The organism is Microbacterium sp. ACRRU (assembly GCF_022346945.1).
Classification (GTDB): Bacteria; Actinomycetota; Actinomycetes; order Actinomycetales; family Microbacteriaceae; genus Microbacterium; species Microbacterium mcarthurae.
This window is the reverse complement of sequence record NZ_JAKRNI010000007.1, coordinates 83,152-97,212: the sequence shown is the minus strand read 5'-3', so window position 1 is coordinate 97,212 and position 14,061 is coordinate 83,152. Positions and strand designations below refer to the sequence as shown.

The 14,061-nt window shown below is 69.7% G+C and carries 13 protein-coding genes and 2 rRNA genes; all 15 read left to right on the top strand.

Features of this window, described 5'->3' with window-relative positions:
- Positions 1-770, top strand: a 23S ribosomal RNA gene (locus MHY30_RS06165); the annotation flags it as partial.
- A 101-nt stretch (positions 771-871) separates the two neighbouring features.
- Positions 872-988, top strand: a 5S ribosomal RNA gene (gene rrf / locus MHY30_RS06160).
- A gap of 977 nt (positions 989-1,965) precedes the next feature.
- The gene (locus MHY30_RS06155; RefSeq protein WP_239275995.1) at positions 1,966-2,622 is read left to right on the top strand and encodes a hypothetical protein; all 657 of its coding nucleotides are present in this window, start codon (positions 1,966-1,968) and stop codon (positions 2,620-2,622) included.
- Positions 2,619-3,656, top strand: coding sequence for an HAD-IIA family hydrolase (locus tag MHY30_RS06150; protein ID WP_239275994.1), 1,038 nt, complete (start codon positions 2,619-2,621; stop codon positions 3,654-3,656). The genes MHY30_RS06155 and MHY30_RS06150 overlap by 4 nt, the downstream gene beginning before the upstream one ends.
- 19 nt (positions 3,657-3,675) lie before the next feature.
- Positions 3,676-3,837, top strand: a complete 162-nt coding sequence (locus MHY30_RS06145) for a hypothetical protein (protein WP_239275993.1) — start codon at positions 3,676-3,678, stop codon at positions 3,835-3,837.
- Positions 3,834-4,634, top strand: a complete 801-nt coding sequence (locus tag MHY30_RS06140; RefSeq protein WP_239275992.1) for a TlyA family RNA methyltransferase — start codon at positions 3,834-3,836, stop codon at positions 4,632-4,634. Before MHY30_RS06145 ends, MHY30_RS06140 begins: the two co-directional genes overlap by 4 nt.
- Entirely contained in the window at positions 4,631-5,551 is a 921-nt protein-coding gene (locus MHY30_RS06135) for an NAD kinase (RefSeq protein WP_239275991.1), read from the top strand. Before MHY30_RS06140 ends, MHY30_RS06135 begins: the two co-directional genes overlap by 4 nt.
- Positions 5,548-7,257 carry a DNA repair protein RecN gene (recN, locus tag MHY30_RS06130; RefSeq protein WP_239275990.1) on the top strand — a complete coding sequence of 570 codons (1,710 nt, stop codon included), beginning with the start codon at positions 5,548-5,550 and terminating at the stop codon, positions 7,255-7,257. The genes MHY30_RS06135 and recN overlap by 4 nt, the downstream gene beginning before the upstream one ends.
- A gap of 123 nt (positions 7,258-7,380) precedes the next feature.
- The gene (locus tag MHY30_RS06125) at positions 7,381-9,090 is read left to right on the top strand and encodes a CTP synthase (RefSeq protein WP_239275999.1); all 1,710 of its coding nucleotides are present in this window, start codon (positions 7,381-7,383) and stop codon (positions 9,088-9,090) included.
- 1 nt (position 9,091) lies between these two features.
- Positions 9,092-9,670, top strand: a complete 579-nt coding sequence (locus tag MHY30_RS06120; RefSeq protein ID WP_239275989.1) for an NUDIX hydrolase — start codon at positions 9,092-9,094, stop codon at positions 9,668-9,670.
- Position 9,671: 1 nt separating this feature from the next.
- The gene (xerD, locus tag MHY30_RS06115; protein WP_239275988.1) at positions 9,672-10,601 is read left to right on the top strand and encodes a site-specific tyrosine recombinase XerD; all 930 of its coding nucleotides are present in this window, start codon (positions 9,672-9,674) and stop codon (positions 10,599-10,601) included.
- A gap of 294 nt (positions 10,602-10,895) precedes the next feature.
- Positions 10,896-11,798, top strand: coding sequence for a ParA family protein (locus MHY30_RS06110; RefSeq protein WP_239275987.1), 903 nt, complete (start codon positions 10,896-10,898; stop codon positions 11,796-11,798).
- On the top strand, positions 11,782-12,645 hold the full coding sequence (locus MHY30_RS06105; RefSeq protein WP_239275986.1) for a ScpA family protein: 864 nt from the start codon (positions 11,782-11,784) through the stop codon (positions 12,643-12,645). The genes MHY30_RS06110 and MHY30_RS06105 overlap by 17 nt, the downstream gene beginning before the upstream one ends.
- Positions 12,635-13,252 carry an SMC-Scp complex subunit ScpB gene (scpB, locus tag MHY30_RS06100; RefSeq protein ID WP_239275985.1) on the top strand — a complete coding sequence of 206 codons (618 nt, stop codon included), beginning with the start codon at positions 12,635-12,637 and terminating at the stop codon, positions 13,250-13,252. The genes MHY30_RS06105 and scpB overlap by 11 nt, the downstream gene beginning before the upstream one ends.
- Positions 13,249-14,010, top strand: coding sequence for a pseudouridine synthase (locus tag MHY30_RS06095; protein WP_239275984.1), 762 nt, complete (start codon positions 13,249-13,251; stop codon positions 14,008-14,010). Before scpB ends, MHY30_RS06095 begins: the two co-directional genes overlap by 4 nt.
- Positions 14,011-14,061 lie beyond the last annotated feature (51 nt).

Below are 14,061 nucleotides of genomic sequence, written 5' to 3'. Positions count from 1 at the left end.
TGAAGCGGACACGCCAGTGTTCGTGGAGTCATTGTTGAAATACCACTCTGGTCACTCTGGATATCTAACTTAGGACCGTGATCCGGTTCAGGGACAGTGCCTGGTGGGTAGTTTAACTGGGGCGGTTGCCTCCCAAAATGTAACGGAGGCGCCCAAAGGTTCCCTCAACCTGGTTGGCAATCAGGTGGCGAGTGTAAGTGCACAAGGGAGCTTGACTGTGAGACTGACAGGTCGAGCAGGGACGAAAGTCGGGACTAGTGATCCGGCAGTGGCTTGTGGAAGCGCTGTCGCTCAACGGATAAAAGGTACCTCGGGGATAACAGGCTGATCTTGCCCAAGAGTCCATATCGACGGCATGGTTTGGCACCTCGATGTCGGCTCGTCGCATCCTGGGGCTGGAGTAGGTCCCAAGGGTTGGGCTGTTCGCCCATTAAAGCGGTACGCGAGCTGGGTTTAGAACGTCGTGAGACAGTTCGGTCCCTATCCGCTGCGCGCGTAGGAAGTTTGAGAGGATCTGACCCTAGTACGAGAGGACCGGGTTGGACGAACCTCTGGTGTGTCAGTTGTTCCGCCAGGAGCACCGCTGATTAGCTACGTTCGGGATGGATAACCGCTGAAAGCATCTAAGCGGGAAGCCGGCCTCAAGATGAGACTTCCATACCCCTTGTGGGTGAGAGGCTCCCAGCCAGACTACTGGGTTGATAGGCCGGATGTGGAAGCGTAGTAATACGTGAAGCTGACCGGTACTAATAAGCCGATGACTTGATAACACACCGTTTTTGGTGCTTGCGTCCACTGAGTGGTTCTCGATGTACGGTCGGGAACACAACAATGACATAATCGTTGTTGGTTTTTGAAACATCAATAGTGTTTCGGCGGCCATAGCGAGAGGGAAACGCCCGGTTACATTCCGAACCCGGAAGCTAAGCCTCTCAGCGCCGATGGTACTGCAGGGGGGACCCTGTGGGAGAGTAGGACACCGCCGGACTTCTTCACACGAAATGGCCACCCAACGCTGGGTGGCCATTTCGCATATACGGACACATTTCCGGGAGAAGGATCGCCATGTCGAACGACGACGCGAACGAACGAAACGGCAACGGAGGTCGTTCCGACGATCGTCCCCGCGGTCGTTCCTCAGCAGGCGGCGGTGCCGCCGGGGGTCGCGACCGACCCGTCCGTGACGCCTCTTCGCGCCCCTTCCGCCGCAGAGATGATGCGGCTGCTCGGCCGCGCCGGGACGGCGACGAGCGTCCGCGGCGCGACGGCGATCGCTCTCGCGGCGCCGATGACGCCGCGCGAGGGCAGCGCGAGCCGCGACCGTACCGCTCGGATCGGGGTGCCGACGCGCGGCCCCGACGCGATACCGAGTCGCGTCCCGCGCGTCGCGACGGCGACACGCCTGCACGCCCCCGTCGCGACGACACCCGCCCCTTCCGCCCGCGCGGGGCCGATGGGTCTGACCGGGGGCGCACCGGTGGCCGTCGTCCCTCGGGGGATCGTCCCGCGTTCGGTGACCGTCGTCCTTCAGGAGATCGTCGTCCGTCGGGGGATCGTCCCGCGTTCGGTGACCGTCGTCCTTCAGGAGACCGTCGTTCCTCCGGCGATCGTCCCGCCTTCGGCAATCGCGGATCCTCGGGGGATCGTCGTTCCTCCGGTGACCGGCCCGCATTCGGTGACCGCCGTTCTTCGGGTGATCGTTCGGCTGGTGGCGAGCGTCGTGGGACCGGCGACCGCCGGCCTTCCGGCGACCGCCGGCCTTCCGGCGACCGCCGACCGGGTGCCGGCGCTCCACGGCGATTTGACCGTGAAGACAGCCGCGCGACACGACCGCCGCAGGATCAGCGCGAGCGCGGACCGCAGATCCCCGACGAGGTCACGGCTCGCGACCTGCCCGGCGCGGCGCGAAACGAACTCAAGACGCTCAGCAAGGACAACGCCGAGAACGTCGCGCGTCATCTGGTGATGGCCTCGCGTTTGATCGACGAAGACCCCGCTCTCGCACACGAGCACGCCCTGGCGGCATCCCGGAGCGCCGGCCGTGTCGCGATCGTCCGTGAGACGGTCGCGATCACCGCCTACGCGATCGGCGATTTCGCCCTCGCTCTCCGCGAGCTGCGGACGCACCGACGTATCTCGGGTTCCGATGAGCAGCTTCCCCTGATCGTCGATAGCGAACGCGGCGTCGGCCGGCCCGATCGCGCGCTCGAGGAGGGGCGCTCCGTGGACCGGGCGACTCTCCCCGCTGCCGTGCGCGCCCAGCTGGCCATTGCGATGTCGGGCGCGCGCCTCGACCTGGGGCAGCCCGAGCGTGCCCTGCAGGAACTCGAGATCCCGGAAGCGGATCCGAACCGCGCCTTCGAGTGGAGCCCTGCGCTGTTCTCGGCCCGCGCCGCCGTGCTCGAAGAGCTCGAACGCGAGGACGAGGCGGCGGAATGGTTCCGCCGCGCGGAGATCGCGGCCGATGCCCTCGACGCGGCCGCCGGGGTCGCCGACCGCGAGGTCATCGTCGTCGAGGAGATCGACGTGATCGACGACGACGGCGCTGTGGATGTGGCATCCGGGGTCATCCCTGTGGAAACCTCGGAGGACGCGGAAGAAGCAGAGGAAGACCAGTCATGATCTTCGGGCGGAGCAAACCGGCATCCACGCCGTTGGAGGGCATCGACGTCGTCCTCACAGATCTTGACGGCGTCGTCTACGCCGGCCCGGGAGCCCTGCCCCACGCTGTCGACAGCCTCAACCGGGCCGCAGACGAAGGCCGACGTCTCGGGTACATAACGAACAACGCTTCGCGAACAGATGCCTCCGTCGCCGAGCACCTGACCTCCCTGGGGTTGCGCGTCGCGCCCGACGATGTGGTCACGAGCCCGCAGGCCGCGATGCGTCTGCTCCGCGATCTCGTGCCGGCCGGCTCGACCCTGCTGGTCGTCGGGGGAGAAGGACTGGTTGTCGAGGTGGAGAAGGCCGGTTTCGTCGTCACCCGCAGTGCGGAGGACTCTCCCGCCGCCGTCGTTCAAGGCTTCGCCCCGGAGGTCGGCTGGAAACAGCTCGCGGAAGCCGCGTACGCTCTGGCGACTCCCCCCGAGGACGGTGGGATCCCGTGGGTGGCGACGAACACCGACTGGACCATTCCTCAGGCGCGTGGCATCGCCCCGGGAAACGGCACCCTCGTCTCTGCGGTTCACACCGCCGTCGGTCGCTTGGCGACGGTCGCGGGTAAGCCCGAGCGACCGATCTTCGACGTGGCCGTGGCCCGCACGGGCGCGAAGGCGCCCTTGTTCATCGGGGATCGCCTCGACACCGACATCCAGGGGGCGCGGACCGCGGGTATGCCCTCGGTCCTCGTGCTCACCGGTATCGACAGGCCGAAGCAAGTGCTCGCGGCGCCGCCGAACCAGCGTCCGGATTTCATCGTCGCCGATCTGCGCGAACTGTTCGAGCCCTACCCGGCCACGGTCGTCAAGGGGGAACGAACGCGCGTCGGCGACGCGATCGTCGAGATCGACGGTGTCGATCTGCGCATCGTGTCGGCGGGCGACCGGCAGATCGACCTGCTGCGTGCGGGAGCCGCCGCCATCTGGAACTCGGGTCGAGCCATCTTCGGGTTCCGCGTTCCCGAGCAGCTGTACGCGGACCCCTTCCGAGCGCGCTGACGTCGATAGCATGGCATCCATGTCGGACGACCGCGAGACCGCTGCCGACGCCGAGCTGATCGGCCGCCTGCGCATCATCGAGGAGCAACCCCTCGAGACGCGTGCGGAGGCGTATGCGGCGGTGCACGACGAGCTCGCGCGTCGCCTGGAATCGGGCGCGGCGACGCCGACCGACGAATGAGCGGGCGTCTCGACGCCGAGCTCGCCGGACGGGGACTGGCGCGATCCCGCACGCATGCCGCGCAGTTGATCACCGATGGCCTCGTGAGCGTCGACGGACGCGGCGTGGTCAAGCCGTCGATGCGCGTCGACGACGACGCGCGGATCGAGGTCGCGGGGGCCGATCACTACGTCAGCCGCGGCGCCCACAAGCTGCTCGCCGCGCTCGAAGCCTTCGGCGTCGACCCCGCAGGCCGGGTCGCTCTCGACCTGGGCGCGTCCACGGGGGGCTTCACCCAAGTGCTGCGAGAACGCGGCGCGAGCCCCGTGATGGCGGTCGACGTGGGCCGCGGGCAGTTATCCCCGGCCCTTGCGGCCGACACCGGAGTCGTGTCCGTCGAGGGGTATAACGTTCGGTTCATGACCGCCGCCACCCTGTCCGCCGCGACCGGCGTGACACAGCGGCCGAGCATCGTCACCGGCGACCTTTCGTTCATCTCCCTCCCTCACGTGCTTCCGGCGATCGCCGCCACCGCCGCGCCCGCGGCCGAGATCCTGCTGCTCATCAAGCCGCAGTTCGAGGTCGGGCGGACGGCGGTCAAAGGCGGCCTCGTGACCGACCCCGCCCTGCGCGCAGACGCCGTGCACGGGGTGCTCTGGGCGGCATGGGACGTGGGCCTTCGCACGAACGGAATCATCGCCTCGCCCATCGTGGGAACACACGGCAACCAGGAGTATGTGGCGTGGTTCTCGGACGCTCACGGCACGGACCCCTCAGAATGGGAGAGCACCGTGACCCGACTGACCGGAAGCCGATGACCCCCAGCGAACGCCGAATCCTGCTCGTCGTCCACGCCCGACGTGATGACACCGTCGAGGCGGCGCAGCGCGTCCTGTCCGCGGTGCGCGCGGCCGGTGCGGTGCCGGTGGTCTCGGCCGAGGACCGCCCGGAACTCGCCGAACGGTTGTCGCTCGAGGGGGTCGAGACGCTCGGCGTCGATGTCACGGTCGACGACCTCGAGCTGGCCATCGTGCTCGGCGGCGACGGCACGATCCTGCGCGCCGCCGAGACGGTGCGCGGCGGGACGGCACCGATCCTCGGAATCAACATGGGACACGTCGGATTCCTCGCCGAGATCGAACGCGACGACATGGACGACGCCGTGCGGCGCGTGATCGCGCGCGACTACCGCGTCGAGGAGCGCCTCGCCCTCGCGGTGAAGGTGCTCGATGCCGACGACCGGGTGATCTTCGAGACGTGGGCGCTGAACGAGGCCACCGTCGAGAAGGCCAGCCGCGAACGCATGCTCGAAGTCGTCATGGAGGTCGACGGGAAGCCCCTGTCGTCGTTCGGGTGCGACGGCATCGTCGTGGCCACCCCCACCGGTTCCACCGCCTACAACTTCTCGGCCGGCGGCCCCGTGATCTGGCCGACGGTCGAGGCGATCGCGGTGGTGCCGCTCTCGGCCCACGCCCTCTTCGCGCGGCCGCTCGTCGTCAGCCCCGACGCCACCGTAGCGGTCGAGGTGCTCGAGCGCACGAGCGGGAGCGGCATCCTGTGGTGCGACGGTCGACGCTCGCACGAGCTCCCGCCCGGCGCGCGCGTCGCCGTGCGGCGGTCGTCGCGCCCGGTTCGGCTCGCCCGGCTGCATCCGGCGGCGTTCACCGATCGCCTCGTGCGCAAGTTCCGCCTGCCCGTCACCGGGTGGCGTGGCGGGCTGGGAGGTCAGCCGTGATCGAAGAGATGCGGTTGCGTGACCTCGGTGTGATCGCCGATGCCACCCTGCCCATCGGGCGGGGCTTCACCGCCATCACGGGCGAGACGGGTGCCGGAAAGACCATGGTCGTCACCGGCCTCGGCCTGCTGCTCGGTCAGCGCGCCGACTCCGGCGCCGTGCGTTCGGGGGCGGCGCAGGCGGCGGTCGAGGGCGTCTGGCTCATCCCCGAACACGGACCCGTCGCCGCGCGCGTGCGCGAAGCCGGGGGAGACGTCGAACCGCTCGGCGACGGCGCCGCCGAGCTGTACCTCGGGCGCACCGTGTCGAGCGAGGGGCGAGGACGCGCGACCGTGGGCGGCCGGACCGCGCCTGCGGGAGTGCTCGCCGACCTCGCCGACGACCTCGTCGTGGTGCACGGTCAGTCCGATCAACTGCGGCTGCGCTCGGCATCCGCTCAACGCGAAGCACTCGATCGCTTCGGCGGAGAACCCGTCGCCGCCGCGCGTGCTGCCTACCGTGCGGCGTGGGACTCCTGGCGAGCCCTGGATGCCGAACTGTCGACGCTGACCACCGACCGCGACGCCCGCGCCCGCGAGGCGGAGGAGCTGCGCGCGGCGATCGCCGAGATCGAAGCGGCGGCGCCGCTCCCCGGCGAAGAGGAGGAGCTCGCCCGTCGAGCGGAGCGTCTCGCCAACGCCGAAGAGCTGCGCATCGCCGCCGCCGGCGCACACGCCGTTCTCTCGAGCGACGACGACACGCCCGACGTGGTCACGCTGCTCGCCGAGGCGCGCCGCGCCCTCGAGCGCGTGTCGGGCAGTGATGCGGCGCTCGCCGCGATCGGGGAGCAGGTCGCCGACCTCGGCTACCGCGCCACCGACGCGGCGGTCGCGCTCTCGGGCTACCTCGCGGACCTCGACGAGTCCGGACCGCACGAGCTCGCCGCCGTCGACGAGCGCCGGGGCGTCCTCGCCGCGCTGGCCCGCACCCACGGCTCGGTGGATGCCGCGATCGCGCTGCTCGAGACCGGGTCGGCGCGACTGCTCGAGCTCGACGACGACAGCGACCGCATCGAGCGTCTCGGCGCCGAGCGCGACGCCGCAGCGGCCGAACTCGACGCCGCAGCCGAAACGCTCACGGCGGCGCGGCGAGAGGCCGCCGAACGGCTCGCCGCAGCCGTCACGGAAGAGCTTCATGCCCTTGCTCTTCCGGACGCCACGCTCACCGTGGAGGTGACACCGTCCGGCACCCCCGGTGCGCACGGCCGCGACGATGTCGCGATCCTCCTCGCCCCGCACCCGGGCGCCGACCCGCGCCCGGTCTCGCGCGGAGCCTCCGGCGGCGAGCTGAGCCGGGTCATGCTGGCCATCGAGGTCGTCATCGCCGGTGTCGACCCGGTGCCGACGTTCGTCTTCGACGAGGTGGATGCCGGGATCGGCGGCGCGGCGGCGATCGAGGTCGGACGCCGTCTGGCGCGTCTGGCCGAGTCGTCCCAGGTCATCGCGGTCACGCACCTCGCTCAGGTCGCCGCTTTCGCCGGCAACCATCTGACCGTGGTCAAGGGCAACGACGGCGCCGTGACGGCATCCAGTGTCCGCCGGTTGGAGGGAGCGGAGCGCGAGGCCGAGATGGCGCGCCTGCTGTCGGGTCTCAGCGACTCGGATGCCGCGCTGACGCACGCGCGAGAACTCCTGGAGACCGGACGCGCCGTGTCCGAAGCCGGTTAGCGCGACACGGGATCGTCACACCGGGGTGACCCGCGTGTCGGTGGTCGATGCGAGACTTCCCTCATCGCGTGACGCGCCTCGCGCCGCCACTGACCGAGACGACTGATAGGATCGAAGCCCGTGATGCAGACTTCGGACGCGGGACATTCAGACGACAACACCACGGCATCGACCTTCACCACGAAGCACATCTTCGTGACCGGAGGAGTGGTCTCGTCTCTCGGTAAGGGCCTGACGGCGGCAAGCCTCGGCAACCTTCTCACGGCGCGGGGTCTCCACGTCGTCATGCAGAAGCTCGACCCCTACCTCAACGTGGATCCGGGCACGATGAACCCGTTCCAGCACGGCGAAGTGTTCGTCACCGACGATGGGGCCGAGACCGACCTCGACATCGGACACTACGAGCGCTTCCTCGACATCGAGCTGAGCCAGGCGGCCAACGTCACCACCGGTCAGATCTACTCGCAGGTCATCGCGCGCGAGCGCCGCGGTGAGTACCTCGGCGACACCGTGCAGGTCATCCCGCACATCACCGACGAGATCAAGCGCCGCATGCGGCTGCAGGCGACCGAGACGCCGCAGCCCGACGTGATCATCACCGAGATCGGCGGGACGGTCGGCGACATCGAGTCGCAGCCGTTCATCGAGTCCGCGCGTCAGATCCGCCACGAGCTCGGCCGCAAGAACGTCTTCTTCGTGCACGTCTCCCTCGTCCCCTTCATGGGCGCGTCCGGCGAGCAGAAGACCAAGCCCACGCAGCACTCCGTCGCCGCCCTCCGCTCGATCGGCATCCAGCCCGACGCGCTCGTGCTGCGCAGCGACCGGCCTGTGACCGAGTCGAACAAGCGCAAGATCGCCCTGATGTGCGACGTCGATGAGGATGCCGTCGTCAACGCCGTCGACGTGCCGAGCATCTACGACATCCCGACGATGCTGCACGACCAGGGGCTCGACGCCTACATCGTCGACGCGCTCGACATCGACAAGGCCGCCGACGTCGACTGGTCGCGCTGGCAGCGCGTGCTGCAGGCGGTGCACAACCCCAAGCACGAGGTCACGATCGGCCTCGTCGGCAAGTACATCGATCTGCCCGACGCCTATCTCTCCGTGACCGAGGCCATCAAGGCCGGCGGGTTCGCGCAAGAGACGCACGTGAAGATCACGTGGATCCCGTCCGACCTGTGCGAGACGCCCGAGGGCGCGGCGAAAGCCCTCTCCGCGGTCGACGGCATCATCGTGCCCGGCGGGTTCGGCATCCGTGGCATCGAAGGCAAGCTCGGTGCGCTGCGCTTCGCCCGCGAGCAGGGCATTCCGACGCTCGGGATCTGCCTGGGCCTGCAGTGCATGGTCATCGAGTACGCGCGCACCGTCGCGGGGCTCGAGGGGGCATCGTCGAGTGAGTTCGACCCCGACACCGTGCACCCGGTCGTCGCCACCATGGCCGAGCAGGTCGACATCCTCCAGAGCGGAGACCTGGGCGGCACCATGCGCCTCGGCCTGTACCCCGCGGATCTCGCCGAGGGGTCGCTCGCGGCCGAGGTGTACGGCGAGGGCCGCGTGTCCGAGCGTCACCGCCACCGGTACGAGGTCAACAACGCCTACCGTCAGCAGCTGAGCGACGCGGGTCTGGTGTTCTCGGGTCTCAACCCCGACCTCGACTTGGTCGAGTACGTCGAGCTTCCGCGCGACGTCCACCCGTACTACATCGCGACGCAGGCCCACCCAGAGCTGCGGTCGCGTCCGACCGAGCCGCACCCGCTGTTCCGCGGTCTCGTCGGCGCCGCACTCGAGCGTCACCGCTCGAGCGAGCTGTTCGACGTCGAGGAGGACTGACATGGAGTCGCTGCGCGACGAGCCTGTCGACCTGGAGGTCGTCGCCAGCGACCTCGTGTACCGGGGCGCGGTGTGGGACGTCCGGTCCGACACCGTGCGGTACGGCGAGGGGGAGATGACGCGTCAGTACGTCGAGCATCCCGGCGCCGCCGCGGTCGTCGCGCTCGACGATGAGGGTCGGGTCGTGCTCATCCAGCAGTATCGACAGCCGATCAAGGAGCGCGACTGGGAGATCCCGGCCGGCCTCCTCGATGTCGACGGCGAGCCGCCCCTCGAGACGGCCAAGCGCGAGTTGACCGAGGAAGTCGATCTCGCGGCCGAGCGGTGGCAGCACCTCGTTTCGGTCCACACCACCCCCGGGGGCAACGACGAGATCGTGCACCTCTTCTTGGCCCGTGGTCTCTCGGACGTCGTTACCGACTACGAGCGAGAACACGAGGAGTCCGACATGCGGGTCGAGCGTGTGCCGCTGGCCGACGTGATCGACGGCGTGCTCGCGGGGCGCCTGCGCAACGGCATCCTGGCCACCGGAGTGCTCGCCGCGGCCGAGGTGCTGCGTCGCGAGGCCGCGTCGGCCTGACGTGGAACTGGGGCGCGCGGTCGAGACGTACCTGCGCCACGTCGCGCTCGAGCGCGGGCTGTCCGACCACACGGTCGCCGCGTATCGCCGCGACCTCGGGGTCTACGTGGACTGGCTGCGACAGCGTGGAGTCGTGGACACGGATGCCGTGACGCCCACGATGGTCGCCGAGTTCGCCGCCGAGCGCGCCGCGGCCGAACCGCCACCGGCGGCCTCGTCGCTCGCGCGGCTGCAGTCCTCGGTGCGGGGGCTGCACCGGTTCCTCGTCCGCGAAGGGCGCGCCGACGACGACCCGAGCGGTCGTCTGCGTCCCCCCAAGGCTCCCCGCCGGCTCCCCAAGGCCCTGTCGATCACGCAGGTCGAGCAGCTTCTGACGGCATCGGGCCCCGCGCCGGGGTCGTCGGAGGCGACCGCGGCAGACCCGTCGGCGGTCCGCGACCGGGCGCTGCTCGAGCTGCTGTACGCCACCGGTGCCCGGGTGTCCGAGATCGTGCAGCTCGACGTGGACGACACCGCGCACGGCGACGTGCTGCGGGTGCGGGGCAAGGGCGCGAAAGAGCGGATCGTCCCCGTCGGGTCGTATGCCCGCGACGCCGTCGAGGCCTACCTCACCCGGGTGCGCCCGGGCTGGGCGGCGAAGGGGCGCGCGACGCCGCGGCTTTTCCTCGGCGTGCGCGGGGCGCCGTTGTCGCGCCAGAGCGCGTGGCTCATCATCCAGGCGGCCGCGGAGCGCGCGGGACTGACGGCGCACGTCTCGCCGCACACGCTGCGTCATTCGTTCGCGACGCATCTGCTGCAGGGGGGTGCCGACGTGCGGGTGGTGCAGGAGCTCCTCGGGCACGCCTCTGTCGCGACGACGCAGATCTACACGCACGTCTCGGTCGACGCGCTTCGCGACATCTACGCCACCGCCCACCCGCGGGCCCGCTGACCACGGCCGAGGCGTTGGGCATCCACCCCGGCGCCGGGGCACGGCATCCCGTTCCGCGGTTGCGAGAACAGGGGATGTCATGGGAACAGGCGGATGCGGCGGGTTTCGGCCTGTTTTGGGTGCGGTGCCTGTTTTGAGTGCGGCGGTGGGGGTGGCGTCCGGGGGTGCGGTGGTTCGGCGCTCGCGGCGCAGCGCCCGTTGCGGGGTGGGTGCCGGTCCGCACGACGTCCGCTGTTCGGGTGCACCGCGGGTCTCCCGGCGTGCGGCGGGGTGGCGAGTAGACTCGGGGGCGTTATGACGAAGGCGGGAGACTCGGTGTCGGCGAGCACGAAGGGGACGGCGAAGAGCGCGGACGAGGTCATCCTCGGACCCACCGGACGGCCGTACAACGGTTTCCCCACGCCCCCCAAGCTCGACAGCCACGGTCCCGCACGCATCATCGCCCTGTGCAATCAGAAGGGCGGCGTCGGCAAGACGACGACCACCATCAACCTCGCGGCATCGCTCGCGGGCTACGGTCGCCGGGTGCTGGCGATCGACTTCGACCCGCAGGGCGCGCTGTCGGCGGGTCTCGGCATCCAGACGCACGACGTCCCCACGATCTACGACCTGCTGCTGGACACCAAGCGCGATCCGCGTGAGGCCATCGTTCACACGCGCGTCGACGGTCTCGACCTGATCCCGGCGAACATCGATCTGTCCGCCGCCGAGGTGCACCTGGTCAACGAGGTCGCACGCGAGACGATCCTCGCCCGCGTGCTGCGCAAGGTCGCAGCCGACTACGACGTCGTCCTGGTGGATTGCCAGCCGTCGCTGGGCCTGCTGACCGTCAACGCGCTCACCGCCGCGCACGGCGTGCTGATCCCGCTCGAGTGCGAGTTCTTCGCCTTGCGCGGTGTCGCCCTGCTCATCGAGACCATCGACAAGGTGCGTGACCGGCTGAACCCCGCGATCGAGCTCGACGGCGTGCTCGCCACGATGTACGACCCGCGCACGCTCCACTCGCGCGAGGTGCTCGAGCGCGTGGTCGAAGCGTTCGGAGACGACGTCCTCGAGACGGTGATCGGACGCACGGTGAAGTTCCCGGATGCCTCGGTCTCGGGCATGCCGATCACGGAGTTCGCGCCCGAGCACGCCGCCGCACAGGCCTACATGCGGCTGGCGCGGGAGCTGGTCGCCCGTGGCGCCGTCGCCTGACGACAGCGCTTCCCCCACGGCGCCGGAGGGCGCCGGCGCCGAGGCGGCAGCCGCGACGGAGGATGCCGCGGGCTTCCGCGTCTCGCTGCCCGTCTTCGACGGACCCTTCGACCTGCTGCTCAACCTCATCTCCGCGCACGAGCTCGACATCACCGAGGTCGCGCTCAGCCGCGTCACCGACGAGTTCATCGCGTACCTGCGCGCCCTCGGCCCGGAGGGCGACCTCGACGAGGCATCCGAGTTCCTCGTGGTGGCCGCGACGCTGCTGGACATGAAGATCGCCGGGCTCCTCCCGCAGGGCGAGCTCGTGGATGCCGAGTCGGTGGCGTTGCTCGAAGCGCGCGACCTGCTCTTCGCGCGCCTGCTGCAGTACCGGGCGTTCAAGGAGGTGTCCGCGTGGTTCGCGCGATGCCTGCAGCGCGAAGACCGCCGGCACACCCGGAACGTGCGTCTCGACGAGAAGTACCGCAGCGCCGTTCCCGAACTCGTGTGGACCCTCACCGCCGAGGACTTCGCCGCGCTCGCCGTGGTCGCCCTCGCGCCGAAGCACCCGCCGACGGTCGGGCTCGATCACCTGCACGCGCCGCTGGTGAGCATCCGCGAGCAGGCCGCGATCGTGGTGACACTGCTGCGGAGCGCCGGAACCGCGAACTTCCGTGACCTGGTCGCCGGTGTCACGCAGACCGGTGTGGTCGTGGCCCGGTTCCTCGCGATCCTCGAGCTCTACCGCCACGCGGCGCTGTCCTTCGAGCAGCTGGAACCGCTGGGGGAGCTGACCCTGCGCTGGACCGCCGAGAGGTGGTCGGAAGAGAACCTCGCCGCCCTGGGAGCCGACTATGACCGATGACACCCTCGCCGACACGGATACCGCCGCCCCTCCCGCGCGCCCGAACGACGCGGCCTCCGTCGCCCGCAGACTCGAAGCGATCCTGTTGATCCTCGACGAGCCGCAGAGCCTCGTCGCGCTCGCCGCGGCCGTCGCCGCCCCCGTTCCGGCGGTACGTCAGGCGATCGAGGGTCTCGTCGCCGACTACGACGGCGAAACCGGTGGGCCGCGGCGCGGGTTCGAGCTGCGCGAGGTCGGCGGCGGATGGCGCCTCTATGTGCGCGAGGAGTACGACGACGTCGTCGGGGAGTTCGTGAACACGCAGGCGCCCTCGCGGCTGTCGCAGGCGGCGCTCGAGACCCTGGCCGTCATCGCGTACAAGCAGCCCGTGACGCGGGGGCAGGTGGCATCCATCCGCGCCGTGAACGTGGACTCGGTGGTCCGCACGCTGCTCGCGCGCGGGCTGATCACCGAGGTGTTCACCGACCCCGACACGGGCGCCATCCACTACGGGACGACCGATCAGCTGCTGGTCAACCTGGGCATCAACTCGCTCGACGAGCTGCCCCACATCTCGCCGTTGCTCGACGACGGCGCGGACGGATTCGACGGAGAGGTGCTCAGATGAGCGACGAGGGCGTACGCCTGCAGAAAGTCCTGGCGAACGCGGGGGTCGCCTCGCGGCGGGTGTCGGAGCAGATGATCGTGGAGGGCCGAGTCCGCGTGAACGGCACGGTCGTCACCGAGCTCGGCTCGCGCATCGACCCCGAGACCGACCTCGTCGACGTCGACGGGGTGGCGGTGCAGCTGGACGCCTCGAAGCGGTACGTCATCCTCAACAAGCCCACCGGGGTCGTGAGCTCGATGAACGACGACCGCGGGCGGCCGGACCTCCGCCGCTTCACGAAAAACTGGCCCGAGCGTCTGTACAACGTCGGACGCCTGGATGCCGACACCTCGGGGCTCCTCGTCCTCACCAACGACGGCGACCTGGCGCACGTGCTCGCACACCCCTCGTTCGGCGTGACGAAGGTCTACATCGCAAAGGTCGACGGGCAGGTCCTGCCGCAGACGATCCAGCGGCTGCTCAAGGGCGTCGAGCTCGAGGACGGGCAGATCGCGGCCGACAAGGCGCGGCTGCTGGACTCGTCGCGCGGCGAGAGCCTCGTGGAGCTCACGCTGCACTCCGGGCGCAACCGGATCGTGCGGCGCATGATGGCCGAGGTCGGTCACCCGGTCGTCGAGCTGGTGCGGCGGCAGTTCGGTCCGCTCCACCTGGGAACTCTCCCGGTGGGGAAGGCGCGCGAGTTGACTACAGTAGAACGCGGCGCACTGCTCACGCTGTCTCGTCGAGACGGCGACACTCCGGCCGCTCCGGCCGAGTGACGCGCGGGCGCCGCGCGGTGCGAGTGCCACCGCCTGGGCAGCAGGAGACCC